The following is a 24,387-nucleotide window of genomic DNA, read 5'->3' as shown; positions in this document are numbered from 1 at the left end:
ACGAGATTTCAGGTAAAATCTATGTTTGCGGGGTTGCCTTCTCATGTATGGCTTCTATGATCCAGCGCGAAATGAGTGACTTGTTACCCCTTCTCGATGGTGCCGTGGAACGCGGCGATTTGTTAGTGTCATCCTGCGACAATATTTCTGCTTTGTTAGCAGGGACAAATAGTCCGGTAGCCGAAGCTGCTGTGAGAGAGTTAATCACAGTCGGAGAATGGGGTGAGCTGAATGATCGCTTTTTTAAGACATTGGTATTTGGCACTGGAGGTCTCCGTGGCCGTACGATTGGCAGTATTGTGACAGTTGCTGAAGCTGGTGATGGTGGTCCGCTCGAGCGTCCGGAACATCCATGTGTGGGAACGGCGACAATGAATTTTTACAATGTGGGGAGAGCTATTCGTGGGATGATCGCTTATGTGAAGAAGTATCTCGCGAGTGAGGGGATCGACCGCAAACCGAGCTTTGCTTTTGCGCACGACACGCGCCATTTCTCACGTGATTTTGCGGAATTCTGCGCGAAGGTCTGCGTGGAGCTTGGCTGTGATGCGTATTTGTATGAAGGCGCGCGCGCGACTCCACAACTTTCATTTCTTATCCGTGAGCTCCGTCTCGATGCAGGTGTGGTCTTGACTGCGAGCCACAATCCCGCGCACGACAATGGCTTTAAAGCATACTTTAACGAAGGTGCGCAATTAGTAGAACCTCATGCGTCTGGTGTCTTGGAAGAATTTGAGGGAGTGACACAAGAAGCGTATGAGCCACTTCCAGAAGCGGAACAGGGCACGCTCACTGTGCTCGGTGCTGAGGCGGATCGCCGCTACATGGACAAGCTGAAGACGCTTCTGTTGCGTCCCGACCTGCTAGAAAATGGTGGGGCGAAAGTGGTGTTCGCGAATATTCACGGAACTGGCGGTCATATTTCGGTACCTCTTTTGAGAGAGCTCGGTTTTGAGACGCTGACTGTTGAGGCTCAAGATGGAGGAGACGGACGATTCCCAACAGTGGCTTCGCCAAATCCTGAAAATGCTCCAGCGTTGGCGATGGGTATTGATCTCGCCGAAAAGGAAAATGCTGAAATCGTGATCGGTACCGATCCTGACTGCGACCGCATGGGGGTGGCTGTGCGCAATGATAGAGGGGAAATGCAGCTTCTCACAGGGAACCAGATTGGCTCATTGATGGCGTGGTATCGCACCAAGACGATGTTTGATCTCGGAATTCTCAACGATTCTAACCGTGGCCATGCCTGTTTGGTGAAAACATTTGTGACGACCGAGTTACAGACAGCGATTGCTGAGAAGTACGGCGTCAACATGGTGGACACGCTGACAGGCTTTAAGTTCATTGCTGACAAGCTGATGAAGTACGAGCAAGGAATTCCGGCTGACAAGTACGAAGGAAATTACCGTGATCTTAGCGAAGCTGAAACTCGCAAGCTTCGTCTTGAGTACTCGCGATTCTTCATTTTTGGCGGTGAAGAGTCGTATGGATATCTAGGTGCTGACTTCGTACGCGACAAAGATGCGAATATGGCTGCGGTGATGTTTGCTGAAGTGGCGGCGTATGCGAAGAGCGAAGGGATGAGCATCGCCGGATTGTTAGACGAAATTTATAAGGAATTTGGTTTCTATCTTGAGCAAGGGAAGTCGATGGTGATGGAGGGGGCAGAAGGTGCTGCACAAATCAAAGCGCTGAACGACTCTTATTCTAACACTCCACCAAGCGCAGTGGATGGCGTAGCGGTAAGCCGCGTGCGCGATTTCGCGAAAGAGGAATTTGAGGACAGCGAAGGGGATGCGATTCCTAATGCAGGAATGCTTTTGGTTGAGCTTGAAGATGGTCGTTCCTTTGCAGTGCGCCCTTCAGGGACTGAGCCGAAGATTAAGTTTTACCTTTTCGGAAAAGATGAGCCTGCTGAAGACCTCGAAGCGAGCAAGCAGAAGGTGCGCGAGGGCATAGAGAGCCTCTGGGCCGCACTCGAAGCTGATGCTAAGACGCGGATGGCGTAGGGCGCTAGTTTTAAGTTTTATGTGTTAGGTTTTATGGTCTAATGCATGGAGATTTCACCCTGGGATCGAGCGCTGATCCTAGGGTTTTATTTTAAATGACGATGAATACCTTAAAGCCATTTCTTCCTTATTTAGCAGCTACATTAAGTGGAGTGCTGTTAGCGATGTGCTTTCCTGGCTTTGAAGTGTCGGGGAGCTTTGTGTGGATTTGGTCGATACCGCTGATGGTGGGATTGTGGCTCGGTGGCGGGGAAAAGAAGCGGAAACGCTTTGGGTTTAAAGTAGGCTTTGTGGGAGGTTTGGCGTTTTGGCTGCTGAACGTGAAATGGCTGACGGCGATGGGGGATTTGCCGACGGTGCCTGTGCTGGGTGCGTATTCAGGCTGGTTGATGCTGGCAGTGTATTTGGCATTGTATTTTGGTGTGTGGGGGATGTTCGCGGCGACGGTGGGGAATCCGTGGAGAAGGACTGCTAAGGTAGCGCAGTCTGGGATCTCTGAGAAAATGGAGGCAAAATTAGAGCGTCCGAAACGGGTGGGTGGTTTTAAGCCATCGATGCGGGTGTTAGGTTTTGCTGTGATCAATGCTTCGGCGTGGGTAGTTTTAGAGTGGTTGCGTGGCTGGATGTTGACGGGATTTGGTTGGAATGGACTCGGTGTGGCATTCCATGAAGTACCGGTGGTGATGCAGGTGGCGGATCTGGTGGGTGTGACGGGGGTGGCATTTATCCCGATGTTTATGGCCGCGGTGATGCTGCAAACTGGTAAGCGGTTGATTGATGAAGTGCGTGCTGGAAAGTTTCAGGCTCATTTTGAAATTGGTATTGCTGTTGGAGTCATAGCGGCTGTTTTTGCCTATGGTGTGAATCGCATGGCGTATCACAGTAATGCGCCATTTCACGGGGTGAGGACCTTGATTATTCAGGAGAATATTAAACAGACACTGAAGTGGGATGAGCAGTTAGAGGTCGAGCATTACAATGCCTATGTTGAAAGTATCCAGCGAGAGCTCGGCGAATTGGACATGCTCAATCAAGAAAGAATGGCTGAGGCTGTAAAGACTGGTGAGGAAATAGAGTTAGAATATCCAGATCTAGTGGTTCTCCCTGAGTCAGCTACGACTCAGCCATTGGTCTACCTTCCTGAGGTAGAAGGGGTTTATTTGCCACTGCTGACTAAGGATCTGTTGGTGGAACAAATTTACCAAGAAAATCATTTTAAGACGGTGTTTGGCGCAAACTTTTTGGCGGGCGTGGTGATCGAGGGAGAGGTCTATTATGACCTTGAGGTGGGTGATGCCTATAACACATTTGCAGTGACGGGGCCTGAGATCGCTGAAGAGAATCTTTACCCCACAACGGCGTTACAGACGCATGGGAAAAATCACCTAGTGCCGTTTGGAGAATACATACCAGAAGTGCCGTTATTAAGTAGTATCGCCAGCATGTTCTCGGGGATGTCCTATGGGAAAAATTTTTCTAGCGGTGGCTCGTTTGAGCCTTTAACGGTGGAGCTGCGGGGTGAAGATGTGCAGCTGATGCCGAATATTTGTTTCGAGGATACCGTGGGCCGAGTGATACGTAAGTTCGTACGCGATGCTCCGCAGATGCTAGTAAATATCACCAATGATGGATGGTTCGGCGAAAGCGAGGCAGCGAGGCAGCATATGGCGAATGCGAAGTTTCGTAGTGTGGAACTTAGACGCCCGATGGCGCGTGCGGCGAATACTGGCGTGAGCGGCATCGTGGATACCATCGGCTCGATGGTGAATCCGCAGACGGGTGAGCTCAATGCTATCGGAACGCGTGAGAATCCATTCATAAGAGATGGACTCTACGCAACGGTGAAGGTGCCGACGCAGCCAGTCTGGACGCTTTATGCCGTGGCTGGTGATTGGTTTGTTATTCTGTGCGCCTTAATGGCTTTCGGAGGAGGTGCGTTTCTTGGTCTGAAGCGTTAGAACTACTTTCCGAAAAGGTTTTCGAGGAAGTTTTTCATGCGTTGCCAGCTGCGTTGGTCGGCTTTTTTATTATAGGCGACGCCTTTGCTCGGATCGTTCCCAGCCATTGGCTGGGTGAAGGAATGGACTGCGCTACCGTATTTAATGAGTTCCCAGTCGACTTGGTTTTCGGTCATTTCAGCTTCGAAATCTGCTAGCTCTTTTGCTGAAACCATAGGGTCGACTGCACCGTGGAGGACTAGGACACGGCCTTTGATATTGGAGGCGTCATCGGGAGTAGGTGAGCCAAGACCGCCGTGGAAGCTGACGACTCCATCGACATTGGCACCACTTCTGGCTAACTCGAGAACGCCAGTACCTCCGAAACAATAGCCTACTGCGGCAACGCGATCAGAGTCGGCGCCTTCGGTCTTTAATGCTGCATCAAGTCCAGCATTGAGACGGCTGCGGAAGAGGGCGCGGTCGGACTTGTATTTACTCGATTGTTGGGCTGATTCTTTTTTATTGGAAGGGCGCACTCCCTTGCCATAGATATCAACGGCAAAGGCGATGTATCCGAGTTCGGCTAGTTGACGGCAACGGCTTTTTTCGTATTCGGTCAGACCCATCCACTGGTGTACCACGAGGATGACGGGAGTGTTATCTGCATTTTCAGGAGTGACGACGAAGCCTTCACATTCGACGTTTCCATCTTTGTAGTTCACTGACATTTCTCCGCCAAGACAGAGGCCAGCGGCTAATAGACTAAACAAGGATGTAAGTTTCATGCGCGCAGTATAACAGTTCTGAGAAATCTGCACGCTCAAACAGATGGAATTTGTTAGGAGGCGGCGAGCGAGTGGTAGAGTTGTTTTATATCGTCATTGCTATGAGCTGCAGTGAGGGTGATGCGTAGCCGGGCGGTGTTGCGTGGAACGGTGGGGTAGCGGACGGCGGGGGCGAGAATGCTGTACTCGTGTTGGAGCTTGTTAGAAAGTGCTAGAGCACTGGCTGAGTCGCCGATGTGCCAAGGGATGATGGCGCTAGAAGCGAGGGGAGATTGGGTAAGTTCGCTGAAATAGCGGATGTTGGCCCAAAGTTTTTCGCGGAGCTGCGTGCCTTCGTCGCTGTGGATGAGCTTGAGTGCGGCGAGTGCGGCGGCGGATTGTGCTGGTGGTGGGGCGGTGGAGTAGATGAAAGAGCGTGCCCGATTTGCCAAGAGCTCACGATATGGCTGTGAACAGGCGATGTAGCCGCCGGCGACACCAGCTGATTTTCCAAGGGTGCCCATGTGAAAGTCGATGTCAGAGCTGCAGTCGAGATGCTCGCTAAGGCCCATTCCATTTTTGCCGTAAACGCCAAGGCCATGGGCTTCATCGACTAAGAGGAGAACTCCGTATTTTTGTTTAAGAGCGATGATTTCGGCGAGTGGCGAGATGTCGCCATCCATGCTGAAGACTGATTCGGTGACGATGATGGTGCGGCTGTGAGGAGGCGCTTTTTCGGTGGTGGACTGGAGGAGTTTTTCTAACTTTGTGAGGTCGTTGTGGGGGAAGACACGAATGGTGGCGCGGCTGAGGCGAGCTCCATCGATAAGTGAGGCGTGGGAGAGTTTGTCGAGGATGACGGTGTCGCCTTTTTGGAGGAGTGCGGAGAGGGTGCCGACGGAGGTGGCGTAGCCATTGGAGAAAACGAGAGCGGCTGATGTGCCTTTTGCTTCGGCGAGAAAGGTTTCGAGTTCGCGGTGTGGGGGGAGTGAACCGCAGATGAGACGGGAGGAACCAGAGCCTGCGCCCCATTGTTCAAGAGCCTCCTGATAGGCGGCTTTGATAGAGGGGTGATTGGCGAGGCCGAGGTAGTCGTTGGAGGCGAAGTTGAGAAGGGTTTCGCCATTGACTTTGAAATGGGGAAGCTGGGGTGAGTCGACTGGGCGTAGGTTGCGCTTGAGCGAAGCGGATTCGAGTTCAGCGAGTTCGTCTTCGGGGTGGCGCATGAGTGAAGAGGTTTTTCGGAAAGGCTCGGTGAAGGGTGGTAGGCGTACTATATTTTTCGCGGCGTTGCGGCGAGCTCAGCCTACCTATACATGCACTACCTGAATTAAACACCTAGCTATAGGCCGAGTGCCCAGCGGAGGAGTTTTTCGGAATCGGTCCAGATTGTGGATGATGTGGCGCCGAGGCAGACTACGATGGCGGTGCGGCCTTTGTAGGTGCCGGAGCTGACGAGGCAACGGCCTGAGGCATTAGTGGTGCCAGTTTTCATACCATTGCAGAAGCTGAGTGATTTGAGAAGGCGGTTGGTATTTTTTAGATATTTGCGCGTACCGCCAGGGTGTTGGAAGTAGTAACCTTTGTTGCTGACCATGTCGCGGATGGTACGGCGAGAGTATGCATTGCGAGCGAGGATGGCGACATCGTAAGCTGTGGAGTATTGGCCTTTTTCGGTAAGTCCGTGAGGGTTACAAAAGTGGGAGTTTCGCATGCCCATTTGTACGGCCTTTTGGTTCATGTAGTGGCAGAAGTTAGCTTGGCTACCAGAGACATCGCGAGCGAGGGCGCGTGCGACATCGTTGCCAGATTTTACCATGAGTGCTTGGAGGAGGTCGTAGCGGGTGTAGGTTTCACCTGGTTTGATGTAGACTTTTGTAGGTTCGACGTAGGTGTCAGTTTCTACAACTGTGACTTTGTCTTTCAACGAGCCAGCGTCCAGAACGCAGAGTGCGGTGAGAAGTTTTTGGGTAGATGCTACTGCGCATCTGTCGTGAGCATTTTTTTCGAAGAGGATGCGGCCGCTGTCGTAATCGATGACGATGGCGCGTTTGGCGCCGATGCTTGGAGCACTAGCTGCTGAGACGATTCCTGAAGTGAGGATGGAAAGGAAGGCGAGGCATTGGAATGCACGAAGTTGGAAGAGGCGCCGAGTCATGGGTGGAGTCTTGTGTGAAAATGGGGATGTGTCAAATTTCGAGTGCTTCAGCGATGAGAGCCATACGGACGGGGACTCCGTTGAGAGCCTGTTCAAAGTAGCGGGCTTGTGGGAGGTCATCGACCTTTTGCATGATTTCATTGACGCGTGGGAGCGGGTGCATGAGGGTTGCTTCTGGTTTCATCTGTTGGACCATTTCTGGGGTGAAGATAAAGGCGTTTTTGACTTGGTTGAATTGCTCGATATCTTCGAATCGCTCTTTCTGCATGCGGGTGTCGTAGATGACGTCGGCAGTTTTCAGCACCTCGTCTGTGAGGTCGTGATAGATCGTGTCGCTTGGATTGACGTATTCGCTCGGCATTTGGATGACCTCGGGGGCAACGAACAGGAGTTCTACGCCGTCGAATTGGTGGAGGACTTTGGCGAGGGAATGGACGGTACGTCCGTACTTGAGATCACCGACGAATGCGACTTTGAGTTTTTCTTCGCCAATTTTGTGGTGTTTGACGATGGTGTAGAGGTCTAACAGCGATTGAGTTGGGTGTTCACCGCTGCCGTCTCCGCCGTTGAGGACTGGGACAGGTGAGTAGTGGGCGGCAACTTTAGCTTCTCCTTTTACTTTGGTACGGATGGCAATGACATCAGCGTAGCCACCGACGATACGGATGGTGTCTTCGATGACTTCTCCTTTGGTTTGTGAGGAGAAGGTGACGTCAGTTTCTGAAATGACATTGCCGCCGAGACGCATCATGGCGGTTTCGAAGGAGAGACGTGTACGGGTGGAAGGTTCGTAAAAAAGTGCTCCGAGGATTTTTCCGTCGCACATTTTTGAGCCGCCTTGCTGGAGGATGGTTTCCATTTCAGCAGCGCGCTGCATGATGCGATCGAGATCGGGGCGAGAAAATTGGTCAGCGGTGAGGACGTGGCGCATACGGGCGGGAGTTTGGAGGAATGATTTGGGAATGTCGAATGTTTCCTACTTGGCTTTGCTATGGTGGATAAAGAATGTTGAATGATCGGAGGAGTTCTTCCATAAATCCGTTGATGGCGTTGGGAAGAATAGTAATTGTTGGAGCTGGAGCTGTGGGTTCTTATTATGGAGCTCGCTTGGTACAGGCGGGGGAGGATGTGACTTTTTTACTGCGCACGGATTTCGAGCAGGTGAATGAGCATGGGCTCGATGTGAGATCGGTGGCTGGTGATTTTTATTTGGATGAGGTGCAATGTGCGCGGACCTCGGAGGAGATTGGTGAGGTGGATCTGGTGATCGTGGCGTGGAAGGCGACAGCGAATGGATGCGCTGAGGAGGTGATTCGGCCGTTGTTAGGAGAGAAAACGGCAATTCTCACGCTGCAGAATGGTTTGGGGAATTGTGAGTATTTGGCTGAGCTATTCGGGGCTGAGCGGGTGATGGCGGGTTTGTGTTTTGTGTGTATCAATCGCTTAAGATCGGGAGTAATTTCTCACACGGCATCGGGCTTGATTAGGATAGGGGAATTTGTGGGTGGAAAGTCAGAACGACTGGAGGGAATCGAAAGCGTGTTCAATGGTGCCAATTTTCCGTGTGAGGCGGTCGAGTCTTTAGAAAAGGCTTTGTGGATGAAGCTCGTCTGGAATTTTCCGTTCAATGGCTTGGCGATAGCTGAGAGTGGGGTCGATACTGAGGTTTTATTAAAAGAGCGAGGACTGGAGCCGAAAGTTCGGGCGATCATGCATGAGGTGGTGTCGGTAGCTGCGGCTCTGGGGCATGAGATTCCGGAGAGCTTTATTGATCTACAGATCGAGATTACTCATCCGATGAAGAAGTATCGGCCATCGAGCATGATCGATTTCGTGGAGGGGCGGCCAGTGGAGTTTGAAGCTATATGGCAAAAGCCACTGGAGGTGGCGAAGAGAGTGGGTGTAGCGGTGCCAGAGATGGAGGAACTGACGGGGCGGATTGCGGAACGTTTAGAATCGCGGATTTAGCTAAACTAAAGTCTGTAGCTTAGTGTTCTGCCATTCTCAGAGTTCTCTTGAAGTCCGGGAAAGTATAGAGGTGTTTGAATTTGTTGTACGACTTGTCGGGATCCATGACTGTTAGCACCATCTTACCAATTTACCTGGGCAAATAGTGTTAGAGCAGTGGAGTCTGGCTCTTGAATAAAAATGACGCCATTATTGTGCTGAGAGGATTAAAATAAAAAAAGGCGACCTGTGGTAGGGTCGCCTTTTTGAGCTATGAATGAGCAGGGTTAGTTGCTCGCTTCGAGTAATTTCTTGTTGTCTTCTTTCGCCATGTCGGAGGCGATTTGGTCAGACATTTTGAGTCCGTTGGCGGAGCCAGTTCCTGTGGTCTTGCGTTTGATCCAGTCAAAGAGCAGGTAGAAGACAGGGATGACGAAGAGGGTAAGGATCGCTGAGGCAGCGACACCGACGATTACTACGAAGCCTAGGGGGTTACGGGTTTCCGCACCGGCGCCAGAGGCGAAGGCGATAGGAGCAACGCCACAGACTGTCGAGATGGCAGTCATCAGGATCGGGCGCAGACGCATGACCGCGGCATCGTAGGCAGCTTCACGGGCGGTTTTGCCTTCGAGTTGGAGCTGGTTGGCGAATTCGACGATGAGGATGCCGTTTTTCGCTACGAGTCCGATGAGCATGATGAAGCCGAACTTGGTGAAGAGGTTATCCGTGAGTTGGCCGAATCCGAAGATCCCTGAGAACCATTCGAACTGTGTCGCCCAGATGGCTGCGACTGCAGCTGCGATGGCGATGATTACACCGGTGTAGATAGTAAGCGGGTGAACCCAGCTTTCAAACTGCGCTGCTAGAATGAGGTAGGTGAAGAGCAGAGCGAGTAGGAAGAGCATCATCGTATCGTCAGAGCTTTCGACGTATTCTTGAGCTTCGCCATCGAAGGTGTATGAGTAACCGGTCGGCAGGGCTTCTTTCGACTTGTCTTGGAGCCATTCGACTGCTTCCCCGAGGGTGTGTCCTGGGACGAGCTCGGAGCTAATGATGAAAGCATTGAGACGATTATAGCGCGGGAATTTTTCTGGAGCGACGCCTTCTTTGACATCAACGAGGCTGGCGAGTGGAACCATGTCTCCAGATCTGGAACGCACATAGACACGTGTTAGGTCGTTCGGAAGTGCGCGCTCACCGTCGTCGAGTTGTACGACCACGTCGTATTGGCGGGCGTTCTTCTTGAAACGGGTGACATCAGCTGAGCCAAACATAGTCTGTAGCGTCTCCGCGATATCTGCCACATCGACACCGAGGTCGGCGGCTTTGAGGCGGTTTGGAGTGACTTTCAGTTCAGGTTTAGAGGTACGAGGTTCTGCGCGGACGCTGGTAAAAATACCGCTCTGACGCATGTCGCCCATAATGACGTTACTGAGTTCTTCGAGTTTGTCGAAATTGGACCCCTGTAAAACGTACTGAAGGTTGGACCCGAGTCCAGCGCCACCGAGGGGCTTGATCGGAATTGGAATGGCGATGCCGCCAGTAACTTCAGTAGCGTAGCGCTGCATGGTGCCGCCCATTACTTCTTGGGTTGTACGTTCGCGTTCTTCCCAAGGTTTGAGGCGAGAGAACATGAGGCCGGAATCGGCAGCACCAGGAGTGCCGCGGCCGAGAGCGGTGACGGAGAAGTTAGACGCGATTTCGTCTTGATCGCGGACAATTTTATCCATGGTGCCGACGTAGCGCTGGGTGTAATCTGGCGTCGAACCGAGTGGAGCGATGAGGATGGAGATGAACATTCCTCGGTCTTCGAGGGGAACGAGTTCACGTTGTAACTTAGGATAGAGGCTGGTGATGGTGAAAAATGCAGCAACGACGAGAAGGAGGGCGATGAAACCGAACTTGAGCGCACCTCTAAGAATTTTGGCGAAGCCATCGGTCATGCCTTGGAAAATCCATTCAGTTTTCTCGTAGAGCCAGCCGTGTTTGGCTTTGCCGTCGACTTGTTTAATTTTGAGAATTCGGGAACAGAGCATCGGTGCGAGGGTGAGCGCAACGAGTGAGGATATGACCACGGAGATGGCCATGGTGATGCCGAATTCGTAGAAGAGACGACCGGTGGTTCCTGACTGGAAGGCGACTGGCACGAATACCGCAACTAGAGTGAGGGTGGTAGCGATGACGGCGAAGGCGACTTGACGAGCTCCGCGGACGGCTCCGCGAATGGGGTTCTCGCCAAGTTCGATTCGGCGATAGATATTTTCCAAGACAACAATGGAGTCATCGACTACGAGACCTACTGCAAGCACGAGGGCGAGGAGGGTGAGGACGTTGATAGTGAATCCGAGCGCAGCCATGACTGCGAAGGTGCCGATGAGTGAAACTGGGATGGTGGCGAGCGGAATGAGGGTGGCGCGCCAGTCGCGGAGGAAGAGGAAAATGACTAGGATTACGAGACCGACTGCCTGAGCGAGTGTGACGTATACTTCATCCACTGAACGCTCAACGAAGACGGATGAGTCGTAGGCGAGTTCGAGGTTCACGTCGTCAGGTAGGAGGCCGGATTCCATGATGGTTTCGGCTTCTTTTTTTACACCATCAGCAACTTCGAGAAGGTTGGCTTGGGATTGGCGAACGATGCCGAGACCAACGGTCGGTGAACCATTGAAAAAGGTCCGTGTGCGGTAGTCTTCTGATCCAAGTTCTGCGCGGCCGACATCTTCAAGGAAGATTGGTTGGCCCGAGCGGTGGGCGAGGACGAGCTTGTTGAACTCACCAGCGGTTTTCATGTCACCTTCGATACGGACGGTGAATTCGCGAGTGAGCGCTTCGGTACGGCCACCTGGGATGTCGACGTTCTGCTGGCGCAGAGCGTTTGCGACATCGTTAGCGGTGAGGTTGTAGGCTGCGAGTTTTTCGGCAGAGAGCCAGATGCGCATGGCGAAGCGTTTTTCACCACCGATGATGATGTTGCCCACGCCAGTGACTGTCTGCATGCGCTGTTTGACGATGCGGTCGGCGAAATCTGAAAGCTCTAACAGCGAGCGTTGGTCGGAGTTGAGCGAGAACCAAATGATTGGTGACGCGTCAGCTTCTTCTTTAGAGATGCTGGGTTCATCGATTTCTTCTGGGAGTCGACTGCGGGCGCGCGATACGCGGTCGCGGACATCGTTTGCGGCTTCGTCTACATCGCGGTCGAGATTGAATTCGACAGTGATTTGAGAGACCTGTTCACGTGACTCAGACTTCAGAAGTTTAATTCCATCGATGGTCGAGATCTGTTCTTCGAGCGGTTCGGTGATGGTTGATTCGACAGTAGCCGCGTCAGCGCCTTGGAGTACGGTGGTGACTGAGACGATTGGCGGATCGGTGTTCGGATATTCCCGAACGGGGAGAGATTTAAAGGAAAGCAGGCCGAGCAAGACAATCACGATGGAAAGTACCAAGGCGACTACGGGACGGCGGATGGATGTGTCTGATAAGACCATGGATCTAGAAAAGAGTTAGAGTTGGCTGCGAGAGTGACTGTCAGCGGTGAGGACGGGGTTATTGTTCTTCACCGTTTTGCTCTGGAGCTGGTGCTTCAGATTTTGGCTCAGATTGTTCCTCGGTTTTGTCTCTACTTGGCGGGTTGAGGATTTCCTCGTAGGAACCAGTTTGGAGAGTAGAACCAGTGCGGATGGGGTCAGGGCGCATTGGCAGTGGAATGACTTGAGCACCTGGGAAAAGTGGAAGAGCTCCGACGCCCGCTGCGACGATTTGTGTGCCTTCTTTGATAGAGTCAGGTTGGAGAGGAGCTACTTCCACGATGCCGATATTGCGTAGGCCGGTGCGTACTGGAGTGATGGTGACTGGATGGGCGCCATCTTGTCCTTCTCCAATGACGACGAGGGCGTCTCCTTGTGGTGATGCTAGCAGGGCTTGCTCAGGGACGACGAGGACGTTTTCGCGAACTTCGAGGATGAGGTCGACGTTAGTGAACATTCCTGGGAAGAGCGATTTTGGTGGGTTTTCGATCCACGCCTTGACTTGGGTTGAACGGGTGGCTTGGTCGATGACAGTGGAGATGAAGTAGATGCTACCAGAGGTTTTGCTGCCATTGGTAGTGGAGCTGCGAATGTCGATGCGCCCCCCTTGTTCGAGTTGGGCGTAGTAGCGCTCAGGGACTTGGAAATTGATTTTAAGCTTTGAGGTGTCGATGACGTTGGTGATCGATTTGCTTTGATCAATGTAGTCGCCAGGAGATACATTGCGGGCGCCGACAGTGCCGTCGAATGGCGCGATAATGACCGTTTTTGAGAGCCGTACACGCAGTCGTTTAGCGGTGGCGTTGAGGGTGGAGAGTGAGGATTCGGCTTGGTCGAGGTCGGCCTGTGGGATGGCACGGTTTTCGATGAGGCGGAGGTAGCGGTCGCGTGTTTGTTTTGCGAGCTTGAGCTGAGCTTCGGTCTCGGTGAGCTGGGCTGCGATTTCTCGGTCGTCAATTTTTGCTAACAACTGGCCGGCTTTGACCTTTTGTCCTTCTTTAAAATGGATGGATTCGAGGTTGCCTGAGATTTCGGCGCGGATGTCGGCAGTTTCATTGGCTTCGACTGAACCGACAAGTGACAGGATGTTTGTCATGGTTGAGCGAGCAACTTTAGTGGCTTCGACATTGCGTGGTGGCATGCCCTGAGGCGCGGAGGCGGCTTCTTCTTTTTTTTCAGAACAGGAAACGCTGAAGAGCGAGCTGGCGAGAAGAAGGAATGAGATAGATTTAGTGAACTTGCGCATGGTTTCGCGTGAGTTAGAGGTGGTGAATAGAAGAGATGAATTATGTATTTGGTGACTTGAATGAGCCGCCGAGAGCTTTCATGAGCTGGATGGTGGTGGCGTAGCGTAGGTTGCGAACCTGAATTTGGGAGCGCAGTGCTTGAAGGCGAGTACGCTCGGCATCGATTGATTCGAGCAGCGAGGTGAGCCCTTCGAGGTAGCGTGTGTTAGAGAGTTTTGCAGCCTTGGTAGAAGCGGCGGCTTGTCGATCGACGGCGCTTTGTTGTTGGCTGAGCCATTTCAGTGAGCTGAGTGAGAGGTCGACCTCGCGTAAGGCGACGAGGACGGTCTGGCGGTAGTCGGAGAGCAGTTCGTCGTATCGCGCTTCAGATCGGGCTACTTCTGCTTTGAGAATGGTGCGGCGCAAGATCGGGACATTGGCGTCGATGCCGTAGCTCCAAGCTTTGCTTGATGTTTGCAGTAAGTCGCTGGCATTGCGGCTGGCGAGGCCGAGTGTGGCATCGAGGTTAATCTGAGGGAAGAGAGCGGCCTTGTTGACTCCGATGAGAGCGGAGGCTGCTGCGAGATCACGTTCGGCGGAGGCTATGTCAGGGCGGCGCTCTAGGATGTCTGACGGCAAGCTTACTGGGATACGAGGCGGGTTAGCTTCGAGTGGGTAGTGGGCGAGTTTGAAACCTTGTGCAGGTTTGCCTAGAATGAGGGCAATGCCGCTCACTAGTTCTGCGCGGCGGCGTTGCAGGGTGGCGAGATCGGCTTCGGTGGACGCGAGTTCGGCATCTGCTCGTGCGGTGTCGAGATCATCGCCCGCTCCTTCGTCAGAACGGTGTTGGAGCAGTTCGGTTGCGTTCTTACGGAGTTTTATGGTGGATTTGACCACATCGATTTCGCTGTCGGTTGCGCGGAGGGCGAACCAGGATGAAGCGAGTTCTGCCTGTAGGCTGAGAATGACGCCATTGTAGGCGGCGACTGCGCTTTGTTCGTTGGCATTGGCGGCTTGTTGTTCACGACGGACACGTCCCCAGAGGTCAACTTCCCATACGAGGTCGAGTGGGAGGGCAAAGGAGTCGTTGGTGAGTCCTTGTTGGTTGACGGCTTGTGGTGAGCGGAAAATGTTTTGAGAGGAGCGAACTGAGCCAGCAGCCGGGTTGAAGTCGAGCTGTGGTTGAAGGCCTACGCGGGCGGCTTCGGTGACGGTACGTGCTTGGCGCAGGCGGGCGAGTGCAGCGGTTGCGGTCGGGTTGCTGGCTTCGACAGCCTTCATGTGGCTGTTGAGTTTAGGGTCGCCGAGGCGCTTCCACCAATCGCCTCGATCGAGGTGGTCAGCGGGCGAGGCGGCTTTCCATCCCTTAGGAATTTTATCAAATTCAGCAGGAACGGCGGAGTTGTCGGGCCCTTGGTAATCGGGGCCGACCATACAGCCAGTGAGAGAAAGTGCGACGAGTAGTGGTGAGAGTGCTTTCACGGTGTGATACCTTTCCAGAAGAGTTGAAGAATGGGTTCGACTTGAGTGTTGAGATCGTGTGTTTTGCGGCGGTTGACGGCATCGGATGCCATGCCCCAGCAGAGGCTGCGCATTGCACGAGAGAGAAATTGAGGAGGGAGAGCTTCGGAGATTTCACCTTTATCCTGAGCAGCTTTAAATGCGGCAGTTTGGCGTTCGAGGTGAGATTCGCAGAGGTCGATGATGACCGAAAATGTGCCGGGCTGGGTGTAGTCGGGTTGACCTAAGCTGAGGAGGTATTCGTAGAAGCCTTTGTGATCGTGAATAAAGCCGAGGTGTAGGCGAATGATCTTGCCCAAGCGGTCTTTAAACGGGGTGTCGCTGGTCCATTGAGCGGTAGCGTCACTGAAGACCTCAGAAAGTTTACGTTCGAACACAGCCATGAAGAGCGCCTCTTTCCCAGAAAAGTAATTGTAAAGAGTGCCGGCTGCCACGTCGGCTTCTCTGGCTATTTCTTCCATAGAAGTGTTTGTGACATCTCCTGCATGGAAGACGCGTTCCGCTGCAGCCATGATGGATAAACGCTTTTCTTCGCGTTTGCGCTGGCGCCTGTCAGAAGGTTTTCTGACGGGGTGTTCATTTTCTGAATCGAGATTCATTTTTTGAAGAGGTATTCAGTAATTTTAAGAATGCAAGTACTGAATAGAGAATTCTGTAGAGTTGGGAGGGGCGTCTTGACGAGGTGTTGCTGGGTCAGAAGCTGGTGAGTGGAGATTATTCCGCTAAAGTTGGGTTTTCTTAGATTGCTGGAATTACATCGAGTGTTGGCGTAAGGAATAGACTAGAAAACCCATTTAAAAGTTGTTAGTGAACGTTAGGTGAACTGCTAGCTATTTACTCAGAAAAATCTGTCTAGGTTAGCGATGTAAGTCTCGTTGCCTGACCTGAAGGGCTGAAGACAAGCGACGAAGGCTCGGTTGACTACTGCATTGGTGCCAAGGCTCCGAAATAGATGTAGAGTAACTTGCTCAAGACGGTTGGTGACGATGGATAGTTTGTTTATTTCGGGCTCTACGCACCACTTGATTTATTCTTTGATAAAAGCTTCAAGCTTCCTGACTTTGAGCTTGTTGGATAAAGGGCGATAGAAGGGATTAGCCACTGGCGCAGCACGCGCAAGGTGATGCAGGTGGGGCTCATGAGGTGTGTGGATTAATGGCTGCTTGTATTCGGATCTTTTGATGCGGTGATGAAATCCACGAGGTCCTTGCGCATTTTTATTAAATCTGGCTGGTTGAGGTAGAACATGTGACCAGCATCGTACCATGCGATGGAAATGTTTTTGCGGAGTGTTTGTGGGAGTAGCATATGGTCGACACTATAGAGGATTCCAGATGGCGGTGTGGCTAGGTCGGTGTAGCCGCACTGGATTAATACGCGGAGCTTAGGGTTGTGCTTAAGGGCGTTGGCGAGTGATTCGCTGAGATTGACGTATTCGTTCGTAGCATCCCAGTCCCATGGGTGCACTTTGCCTGTGAGGATTTCGTAGACTCGCTCGTCTTTCCAGCCGAGGTTTGTTCCCAAGTAGTCTAGCATGGCTGTGGAGATTGGTCCGTAGACGACCGAATAAGATGGGTCGTAGCTAGGGTATTCGGTGCTGGAGTCAAAAGACTCCCAAGCAATACGACCATCGAAGCGTCCGAGTGTTTTATTTTCATCACGCAAGAGTTCTTTACGAAATTTGAAACTAGGGATGCGCAGGTGATTTTTAATAATCCAATCCGTGGGAAGCCCAGTGAAGTAGGATAGCTTTTGCGCTGTGGTTTGTTTGGTCTGTGGATCGAGGGTGTGGCCCTGGTGGAGTGCGGAGCGATAGTCGCTGGCTGCCCATTCTTTAGCTTCATTGACTAGCGAGTCACGGTCTCCTTTAATTTTTTCGTGAAAGTGGGCTGTAGCTGTTAAGCTGGGTAGGAATGAAATGTAGGCGAGGTCATTGCCTTGGCTTGGGCTAATGGTACGGTAGTCTAGCAGTCCTGAGAGGAGTATTACTCCGTTAAGTTGCATGCCATAGCGTTGTTCAACTTTTTCTGAGAGTCCGGCTGCGCGCAGTGCTCCATAGCTCTCTCCGAGGATATACTTGGGTGAGCTCCAACGTTTATTTTTAGTTACCCAGAGGCGAAGGAAGTTGGCCATGGAATCGAGGTCCTTTTGGACTCCATGGAAGTTCTTTTCTTTTTCTTGATCTGTGGCGCGGGAAAGGCCGGTCGAGACTGGATCGATGAAGACGAGGTCGGCGACATCGAGGATAGAGTAGGGGTTTTGTTTGACAGTGATTGGCGGAGTGAGGGGGGCGGTTCCGTTTTCTGAGCTTGGGATGATTTTTGGGCCGAGAGCTCCGAGGTGAAGCCAGATTGAAGATGAGCCTGGGCCGCCATTGAAGGCGAAGAGGACGGGGCGCTCGCTGTAGTCGGTTACTCCTTTTTTGGTGTAAGCAATGTGGAAGATGTGTGCAGTTTCCTCTCCATCGGCATTGCGTAGTGGCATTTCGGAAGTGGTGACTGTGTATTCGATTTTTTTGCCGTCAATGGTGACGCTGGAGCTGCGGGTGACAGATTCTTTTTGCTCGCTGATAGCTGGGGCTTTTTTCTCTTCAGCGATGCTGAGGGAAGTTAGTAGAGCTCCAAAGAGTAGGCTAACAAAAGGAGTGATAGGTCGCATGGGGTAAGTGAAGCAAAGAATGGGGGTTTTGTCATCATTGATAAAATGGGAGAATAGGTTTCACTACTTGTTGTCGAGAGGGGGCTTTGCTATGCATAGTTTTATGTGGATGATGAGACTGACCGCCCTGTTTGCTACTTTGTGGATCGGGCTGTTGAGTTCGGTCGCTGCTGAAGGTAATCTGTTGACGGCTATTGCTGTGGGAATGATGGGGGAGGAGGGGGGCGATAGTTTATTTTATTATCCGACGAGGGATGTGCCATTCACTCCGAAGAAGCATGGTTATGTTTACGAAGATGTGTTTTTTGAGGCTTCAGACGGTGTTAGGCTGCACGGTTGGTGGATGCCAGCTAAGGGTAAAAAGAAAGCAGCGGTGGTGTATGCGCATGGTAATGCGGGATCTGTGGCGCACCATTTTGTGTTTGTGTATTGGTTAATCAATGCAGGTTATGACGTGTTTCTGTACGATTACAGGGGGTACGGGCAATCTGAGGGAAAGGTGAACAAGGCTGGAATTGTGAAGGATGCGCAGGCTGCGATTGCCTATGCGGGTGAGCGCAGTGAGAAGCTTATTGTGTTTGGGCACAGTCTCGGCGGTGCAAAATCGATTGCTGCAGTCGGGATGTCTGCGCCGGACTCGCTCGTTGCCGTGGTGGTGGATTCGACATTTGCATCGTATCGAGATATGGCTGAGCGGGTGGCTGGGGCACGGGCGCGTTCGGTGGTAAGTGCGAGCTATGATCCTGTGGAATATGTGGCAAAACTTCCCGATGGGGTTCCGCTGCTGGTGGTGCACGGAACAGCGGATGAGACAATTCCTTTTGCGCAAGCTCAGAAATTATATGCAGCAGCGCAGGAACCTAAGCGTCTGATGACAGTGGTGGGAGGGAATCATGTGAACTGTTTCTTTATCAGGGAAGGGCGATACCGAAAGGACTTGTTAAAATGGATGGAAAGAGCGGTGTCAGAATAAAATGAGAATTTCTGCATTTTTTCTGTAGACAGAGAGTGGGTCTTGCGTTAAATCCCTGCCCGCCCGAGGGAGTCTCCTGAAGGTTTATAAAAAGCAAGTGGCAGGATAGCTCAGTGGTAGAGCAGTGGGATCATAATCCATTGGTCGCGAGTTCAAATCTCGCTCCTGCTACCAGCTTTTTACATTTCAAAACGACAAATTGTCAAATTAGGCTCGCAGCAATGCGGGCTCTATTTTTTGGGCTTTTGTAAGCTGAGTTGTGGATGTTGCTCAGATTGAATACTCGAATAATTCGCTGTTTATCTACGCGATTCGCATTTTTTAGAAGAAAAATGAAAAAAGTTCAGATTTCTTAGAGCAAAATGTTCTGGTGGGAGGAGGTGTTTAAGAAAGCTTAAATAAATGCTTTTCTGAAGTGTGAGCTGTAGCTGGCATTCAGTGATTTATGAAGGATTGATGCTTGTGAAGAAAGGTTGAAAATTCCCCAAAATAGGGCTTGCCAGATTGTGTTTCATGGGTAGAGTCGCCGCCCCACAAAGTGTCTCGAGATCTAGGTTTCGAGGCGTTTTTCATTGAGAAATCAAACAATAAGCAATAATGCCGACTATTAACCAGCTCGTCCGTAAAGGACGTAAATCACCAGTAGAGCAGTCCAAGTCACGTGCTCTTAACGCCTGCCCACAGCGTCGCGGTGTCTGCCTTCAGGTAATGACACGTACGCCAAAGAAGCCTAACTCCGCTCTCCGTAAAGTAGCAAAAGTACGTCTTACCAATGGTAAAGAAGTAATGGCTTACATCGGTGGTGAAGGTCACAACCTCCAGGAACACAGCATCGTGCTTGTTCGTGGTGGTCGAGTAAAGGATTTGCCAGGTGTACGTTATCACATCGTTCGCGGCGCACTCGATACTCTTGGTGTCGACGGTCGTAAGCAGTCCCGTTCCAAGTACGGTGCTAAGAAGCCTAAGAAGTAATCAGCTTCTTCACCTAAACTAACAATTTATATAGAAATTTTATTATGGCACGCCGTAGAAAAGTTCACGCAAAGAAAGATCGTCGCGACGCACGTTACGACAGCCAGCTCGTTGGCACACTCATCGCTAAGGTGATGAAGGACGGTAAGCGTTCTATCGCTGAGCGTATCGTATACAATGCGATCGAAGCAGCTAACGAAGGTGTTGATACAGTCGACCCGCTCGAGGTTATCACACGCGCTATCGAAAATGCAAAGCCACGTGTTGAAGTTAAGTCCCGCCGCGTAGGTGGTGCTACTTACCAGGTGCCTCTCGAAGTTGCTCCTGATCGTTCCGAGTCCCTAGCGATGCGCTGGCTCGTGACATTCGCCCGCAATAAAAAGGGTGTACCAATGCACAAAGCTCTCTCTAACGAGATCAAAGACGCTGCAAACAATACTGGCGCTGCAGTACGCAAGCGCGACGACATGCACAAAATGGCGCAAGCTAACCGTGCATTCGCTCACTTCCGCTTCTAATTGAAGAATAACTCCGTAGAAGAATAGATAGCTCATGTCATCCGACCTCAATTCACCAAATCGTCCATACCCGTTGCAGCGCACGCGCAACATCGGGATTGCGGCGCATATTGATGCGGGGAAGACGACGCTTACTGAGCGAATTCTCTTCTACACCGGCATGATTCATAAGATCGGTGAGGTGCACGATGGTGCGACTACAACCGATCACATGGAGCAAGAGCGCGAACGTGGGATTACAATCACCTCCGCAGCCGTAACTTGTGAATGGGTTCAAAAACCCAACGATGGTATCACCAAGCTTTATGAAGGTCAGAAGCAGCGTGTGAATATCATTGATACTCCAGGTCACGTTGACTTCACCGCTGAGGTGGAGCGCTCTCTCCGTGTTCTCGATGGCGCAGTCGTTGTATTTTGCGGCGTCGCAGGCGTTCAGCCACAGACTGAGACAGTCTGGCGACAAGCCAATAAGTACAACGTCCCGCGTATCGTATTTGTGAATAAAATGGACCGCACCGGTGCTGACTTTAACAACGTTCTTAAGGATGTTCGCGAAAAGTTAGACGCTACTGCCGCGGCCGTGCTAATCCCAATCGGCTCCGAGGAAAATCTTCGTGGCCAAATTGATGTGGTTAACCAAAAGGCTGTCATTTATTCGGATGATGACAAGATTGGTTCCACCTTCACAATCGAGGAACTCGATGGTGACTTGAAACTAGAGGCTGAAACAGCCCGTGAAGAACTGCTCGAGGTGGTAGCTGACCTCGACGATTCACTCGGCGAAAAATTCCTCATGGAGGAAGAGATCACTAACGAAGATCTCAAATCTGCAATCCGCCGCCTCACGATTGCTAACAAATTCATCCCCGTTTCTGGCGGGTCTGCATTTAAAAACAAAGGAGTTCAGTTCCTTGTGGATGCAGTGGTCGACTACTTGCCGAGCCCAGTGGATATTGAGGCTGCACAGGGGCAAGAAGCTGACGATGAGAACGCTGTTGTTCTCGCTCCAGCTGACGACAACGAAAAATTCTGCTCGCTTGCATTTAAGCTCTGGGCGGACAAATTCGTCGGTAAACTCGTATTTTTCCGCGTCTACTCAGGCACCATTTCCAAAGGTGATATGGTGTACAACCCACGTACTCGTAAACAAGAGCGTGTGTCCCGCCTGATTCAGATGCAAGCTGACAAGCACATTGAGATCGAAACTTGTTACGCAGGTGACATCGCGGCTTTTGTCGGTATAAAAAATGTCACTACTGGTGACACGCTCTGCACGAAGAAATTCGACATTCTTCTCGAGCCACCAACTTTCCCAGAGCCAGTGATCGCAATGGCGGTTGAGCCAAGAACTAAAGCTGACCAAGATAAAATGGCAGTCGGTCTTGCGCGTCTTCAAGAAGAAGATCCAACTTTCGTGGTGAAGACTGACCAAGATACCGGCCAGTGTATTATTGCTGGTATGGGTGAACTTCACCTCGAGGTTATTGTAGATCGTCTCAAACGCGAATTTAAAGTGGAAGCTAACACTGGCAAGCCACAGATCGCCTATCGCGAGACTATCCAAAACGAGGCTAAAGGCCATGGCGTGCTTAAGAAGCAGTCTGGCGGTTCAGGCCAGTACGCTAAGGTCGATCTGTTCGTTAGCCCGAACGAACAAGGGAAAGGACTCACTATCGAAAACAAGGTTGTCGGTGGTGCTATCCCGAAAGAATTTATCAACGCCGTCTACAAGGGTATCGAAGGATCCACCACTAATGGTGTGGTCGGAGGATATCCTGTGGTTGACATTCATGTCGATATCGTAGATGGCGATGCCCACGATGTTGATTCCAACGAAAATGCATTCCACATGGCAACCATTTTTGCCATGCGTGACGCACTAGAACAGGGGAGTTCGCTCCTTTTGGAACCCGTTATGGATGTTGAGATAACTACACCAGACGAATATCAAGGTGATATTCTCGGTGATCTTAACCGCCGCCGCGGTCAAATCGGAGGCATGGAAGCAAAAGGTGCAACTTGTACGCTCAAGGCGCAGGTGCCACTTGCTGAAATGTTCGGATACATGACCGCACTCAGAACAGTCTCTTCTGGCCGTGCTTCATTCACAATGGAGCCGGCTAGTTTTGAACCCGTACCACAGGCCATCGTCAACAAAATGTTCGGCGAGCCTGTGCATTAAACTAATAAATATAAGGTAAAAACACACATCTTCATTATGGAAAATCAGAAGATTAGAATCCGACTCCGTGCATTCGATCATCGTGCGATCGATCGTTCTGCTCAGGAGATCGTCGAGACAGCAAAGCGTACAGGCGCTAAAGTTGCTGGTCCGATTCCTCTGCCGACTCGCGTTGAAAAATTCAGCGTTAACCGTTCTGTGAACCAGAACAAGAAGTCAGCAGATCAATTCGAGATCCGCACCCACAAGCGTCTACTAGACATTGTAGATCCAACAGCACGCACCGTGGATGAGCTCAAAAAGCTCAACCTCCCAGCAGGTGTTGACATCGCAATCCGTATCTGAGCCCTAACCTCGTAGAAATAATATTACTATGTCACTCGGACTTTTAGGTAAAAAAGTAGGCATGACTCGCGTGTTCGATAAGGACGCAGGTGTTATGATCCCGGTCACAGTTGTTGACGTAAAAGGCAACGAATTCCTCCAGGTTAAGACTACTGACTCTGACGGCTACACAGCTGTACAGGTTGGTTTCGACGACCAGAAGGAACAGCGCCTCAACGCACCAACCAAAGGTCACTTCAAGAAGCATAATGGATCTGCTAAAAAGCTCATTCAAGAATTTCGTTTCGAAAGCGACGAGCAACTTCCAAACACAGAAGAAGCACACCCAGGTGCAGCTCTTTTCGAAAATGGCCAAGTTGTTGACGTAATCGGAACCACAAAAGCAAAAGGCTTCCAAGGTGTTGTAAAGCGTTATAACTTCGCAGGTCAGCCAGACTCACACGGTCACATGATGCACCGTCGCCCAGGTGGTATTGGTGCTGGTACATGGCCAGGTCGCGTATGGAAGAACAAGAAGATGCCAGGTCGTCACGGTCAATACCGTCGCACTGTTCAGAATCTTAAAGTTGTTCAAGTTCGTGAAGAAGATGGCGTAGTCCTTATCTCTGGCGCAGTTCCAGGTCATAAGGGTTCTTACGTAGTCGTTCGTCCAGGTGTTAAAGCGAACAAGAAGTAATCCTTAAAAATTAGAAAGAATCACTGAAATGTCAGCTAAAACACTTACAGCAGCAGACGCAACAGCTGCTAACATTAATCTCGTTGAAGGTCACAAAGGTACTCAAGCAGTGCACGACCTTGTAACAGCATACCGCGCAAATCGCCGCTCCGGTTCTGCAAACACTAAGACTCGTTCTGAAGTGAAGTGCACCGGTAAGAAGATGTACAAACAAAAAGGTACAGGTAACGCACGTCACGGTGATCGTGGTGCTCCAATCTTCGTTGGTGGTGGTGTAGTCTTCGGCCCTAAGCCACGTGACTACTCTAAGAAGGTAACAAAGAGCGTTCGTAAACTCGCTCTTCGCCGTGTTCTTACATCTAAGATCGAAGCTGGTGAAGTATTCACTGTCGCTTCATTCGAAGTTGCTGAGTCTAAGACTAAAGACTTCGTAGCAGCTGTGAAAGCAATCACAGACGCTAAGAAGGTTCTCGTGATCTCTAACGAGTTCACTGAGCAAACTTATCTCTCTGGCCGCAATGTTAAGAACGTTCAGCTCATCACTGCTGCAGAAGCAAACATTGAGCAGATCCTTCACGCAAATGCTGTCGTCCTTACAGAAGGCGCACTTGAAACAATCGCTAAGCGTACCGCTTAAACCACAAACCGAATAGAAAACGATGAAAGATATCTACCAAGTAATCGATACTGTTCGCCTCAGCGAAAAGGCAACACTCCTCGCGGAGCAGAACAACGAATACGTGTTCAAAGTTGATCGCCGTGCGAACAAGCTCGAAATCAAACGTGCAGTAGAACAACTCTTCGGTGTGAAGGTTGAAGCTGTCCGTACCTGCAACTACGCAGGTAAGTTGAAACGCCAACGCCGTAGCGATGCAGGACGCACCGCTAACTGGAAGAAGGCAATCGTTCGCCTTAAGGAGGGCGATACTCTTGATCTCATCTAAGCAAGGAGATCTAGATAAACAATC

At 51.2% G+C, this 24,387-nt stretch carries 20 protein-coding genes and 1 tRNA gene; 12 read left to right on the top strand and 9 right to left on the bottom strand.

The window, feature by feature from the left end; all coding sequences use genetic code 11:
• The first annotated feature begins 47 nt into the window (after positions 1-47).
• Both ACFPK9_RS06795 and lnt read left to right on the top strand, forming a co-directional pair.
• On the top strand, positions 48-2,012 hold the full coding sequence (locus tag ACFPK9_RS06795; protein ID WP_377094080.1) for a phospho-sugar mutase: 1,965 nt from the start codon (positions 48-50) through the stop codon (positions 2,010-2,012).
• A gap of 101 nt (positions 2,013-2,113) precedes the next feature.
• Positions 2,114-3,970: an apolipoprotein N-acyltransferase gene (gene lnt, locus ACFPK9_RS06790; RefSeq protein WP_377094079.1), complete on the top strand. Its 1,857-nt coding sequence runs from the start codon at positions 2,114-2,116 to the stop codon at positions 3,968-3,970.
• Between the two features lie 2 nt (positions 3,971-3,972).
• Here lnt and ACFPK9_RS06785 read toward each other — a convergent pair whose 3' ends face one another.
• The 4 genes from ACFPK9_RS06785 to pyrB form a co-directional block, all read right to left on the bottom strand.
• Positions 3,973-4,737 carry a dienelactone hydrolase family protein gene (locus ACFPK9_RS06785; protein ID WP_377094078.1) on the bottom strand — a complete coding sequence of 255 codons (765 nt, stop codon included), beginning with the start codon at positions 4,735-4,737 and terminating at the stop codon, positions 3,973-3,975.
• A 53-nt stretch (positions 4,738-4,790) separates the two neighbouring features.
• Complete coding sequence (gene bioF / locus ACFPK9_RS06780) at positions 4,791-5,942, bottom strand: 8-amino-7-oxononanoate synthase (protein ID WP_377094077.1); 1,152 nt, start codon at positions 5,940-5,942, stop codon at positions 4,791-4,793.
• Between the two features lie 116 nt (positions 5,943-6,058).
• Positions 6,059-6,874 carry a D-alanyl-D-alanine carboxypeptidase family protein gene (locus ACFPK9_RS06775; protein WP_377094076.1) on the bottom strand — a complete coding sequence of 272 codons (816 nt, stop codon included), beginning with the start codon at positions 6,872-6,874 and terminating at the stop codon, positions 6,059-6,061.
• Positions 6,875-6,905: 31 nt separating this feature from the next.
• Complete coding sequence (gene pyrB, locus ACFPK9_RS06770; protein ID WP_377094075.1) at positions 6,906-7,805, bottom strand: aspartate carbamoyltransferase; 900 nt, start codon at positions 7,803-7,805, stop codon at positions 6,906-6,908.
• 119 nt (positions 7,806-7,924) lie between these two features.
• Here pyrB and ACFPK9_RS06765 point away from each other — a divergent pair, with 119 nt between their 5' ends.
• Positions 7,925-8,842 (top strand): 2-dehydropantoate 2-reductase, encoded by a 918-nt coding sequence (locus tag ACFPK9_RS06765; protein ID WP_377094074.1) that lies wholly within the window; start codon positions 7,925-7,927, stop codon positions 8,840-8,842.
• 266 nt (positions 8,843-9,108) lie between these two features.
• On the opposite strand, the gene ACFPK9_RS06760 is transcribed toward ACFPK9_RS06765, so the two are convergent.
• The 5 genes from ACFPK9_RS06760 to ACFPK9_RS06740 form a co-directional block, all read right to left on the bottom strand.
• A complete protein-coding gene (locus ACFPK9_RS06760; RefSeq protein ID WP_377094073.1) occupies positions 9,109-12,309 on the bottom strand; it encodes an efflux RND transporter permease subunit in 3,201 nt (1,066 codons plus the stop codon).
• 58 nt (positions 12,310-12,367) lie between these two features.
• On the bottom strand, positions 12,368-13,594 hold the full coding sequence (locus ACFPK9_RS06755) for an efflux RND transporter periplasmic adaptor subunit (RefSeq protein ID WP_377094072.1): 1,227 nt from the start codon (positions 13,592-13,594) through the stop codon (positions 12,368-12,370).
• Between the two features lie 40 nt (positions 13,595-13,634).
• Positions 13,635-15,056, bottom strand: coding sequence for an efflux transporter outer membrane subunit (locus ACFPK9_RS06750; protein WP_377094071.1), 1,422 nt, complete (start codon positions 15,054-15,056; stop codon positions 13,635-13,637).
• Complete coding sequence (locus ACFPK9_RS06745) at positions 15,053-15,694, bottom strand: TetR/AcrR family transcriptional regulator (protein ID WP_377094070.1); 642 nt, start codon at positions 15,692-15,694, stop codon at positions 15,053-15,055. The genes ACFPK9_RS06750 and ACFPK9_RS06745 overlap by 4 nt, the downstream gene beginning before the upstream one ends.
• Positions 15,695-16,247: 553 nt before the next feature.
• Complete coding sequence (locus tag ACFPK9_RS06740; RefSeq protein ID WP_377094069.1) at positions 16,248-17,753, bottom strand: S10 family peptidase; 1,506 nt, start codon at positions 17,751-17,753, stop codon at positions 16,248-16,250.
• A 109-nt stretch (positions 17,754-17,862) separates the two neighbouring features.
• Here ACFPK9_RS06740 and ACFPK9_RS06735 point away from each other — a divergent pair, with 109 nt between their 5' ends.
• From ACFPK9_RS06735 to rplW, 9 genes are all read left to right on the top strand, one after another.
• Positions 17,863-18,726, top strand: coding sequence for an alpha/beta hydrolase (locus tag ACFPK9_RS06735; RefSeq protein WP_377094068.1), 864 nt, complete (start codon positions 17,863-17,865; stop codon positions 18,724-18,726).
• A gap of 99 nt (positions 18,727-18,825) precedes the next feature.
• Positions 18,826-18,900: transfer RNA gene (locus ACFPK9_RS06730), tRNA-Met, on the top strand.
• Between the two features lie 423 nt (positions 18,901-19,323).
• A complete protein-coding gene (gene rpsL / locus ACFPK9_RS06725; protein WP_377094067.1) occupies positions 19,324-19,698 on the top strand; it encodes a 30S ribosomal protein S12 in 375 nt (124 codons plus the stop codon).
• 44 nt (positions 19,699-19,742) lie between these two features.
• The gene (rpsG, locus tag ACFPK9_RS06720) at positions 19,743-20,216 is read left to right on the top strand and encodes a 30S ribosomal protein S7 (protein WP_377094066.1); all 474 of its coding nucleotides are present in this window, start codon (positions 19,743-19,745) and stop codon (positions 20,214-20,216) included.
• Positions 20,217-20,250: 34 nt separating this feature from the next.
• Complete coding sequence (gene fusA, locus ACFPK9_RS06715; RefSeq protein WP_377094065.1) at positions 20,251-22,398, top strand: elongation factor G; 2,148 nt, start codon at positions 20,251-20,253, stop codon at positions 22,396-22,398.
• A 36-nt stretch (positions 22,399-22,434) separates the two neighbouring features.
• A complete protein-coding gene (rpsJ, locus tag ACFPK9_RS06710) occupies positions 22,435-22,743 on the top strand; it encodes a 30S ribosomal protein S10 (protein WP_377094064.1) in 309 nt (102 codons plus the stop codon).
• Between the two features lie 28 nt (positions 22,744-22,771).
• Positions 22,772-23,419, top strand: a complete 648-nt coding sequence (gene rplC, locus ACFPK9_RS06705; RefSeq protein ID WP_377094063.1) for a 50S ribosomal protein L3 — start codon at positions 22,772-22,774, stop codon at positions 23,417-23,419.
• A 28-nt stretch (positions 23,420-23,447) separates the two neighbouring features.
• Positions 23,448-24,056, top strand: a complete 609-nt coding sequence (rplD, locus tag ACFPK9_RS06700) for a 50S ribosomal protein L4 (protein WP_377094062.1) — start codon at positions 23,448-23,450, stop codon at positions 24,054-24,056.
• A gap of 22 nt (positions 24,057-24,078) precedes the next feature.
• The gene (rplW, locus tag ACFPK9_RS06695; RefSeq protein ID WP_377094061.1) at positions 24,079-24,363 is read left to right on the top strand and encodes a 50S ribosomal protein L23; all 285 of its coding nucleotides are present in this window, start codon (positions 24,079-24,081) and stop codon (positions 24,361-24,363) included.
• Positions 24,364-24,387 lie beyond the last annotated feature (24 nt).

The organism is Rubritalea spongiae, assembly GCF_042652385.1.
In the GTDB taxonomy this organism is placed as follows: Bacteria; Verrucomicrobiota; Verrucomicrobiia; order Verrucomicrobiales; family Akkermansiaceae; genus Rubritalea; species Rubritalea spongiae.
Note: the sequence above shows the minus strand (reverse complement) of the source record. Positions and strands in the feature narration are given on the sequence as shown.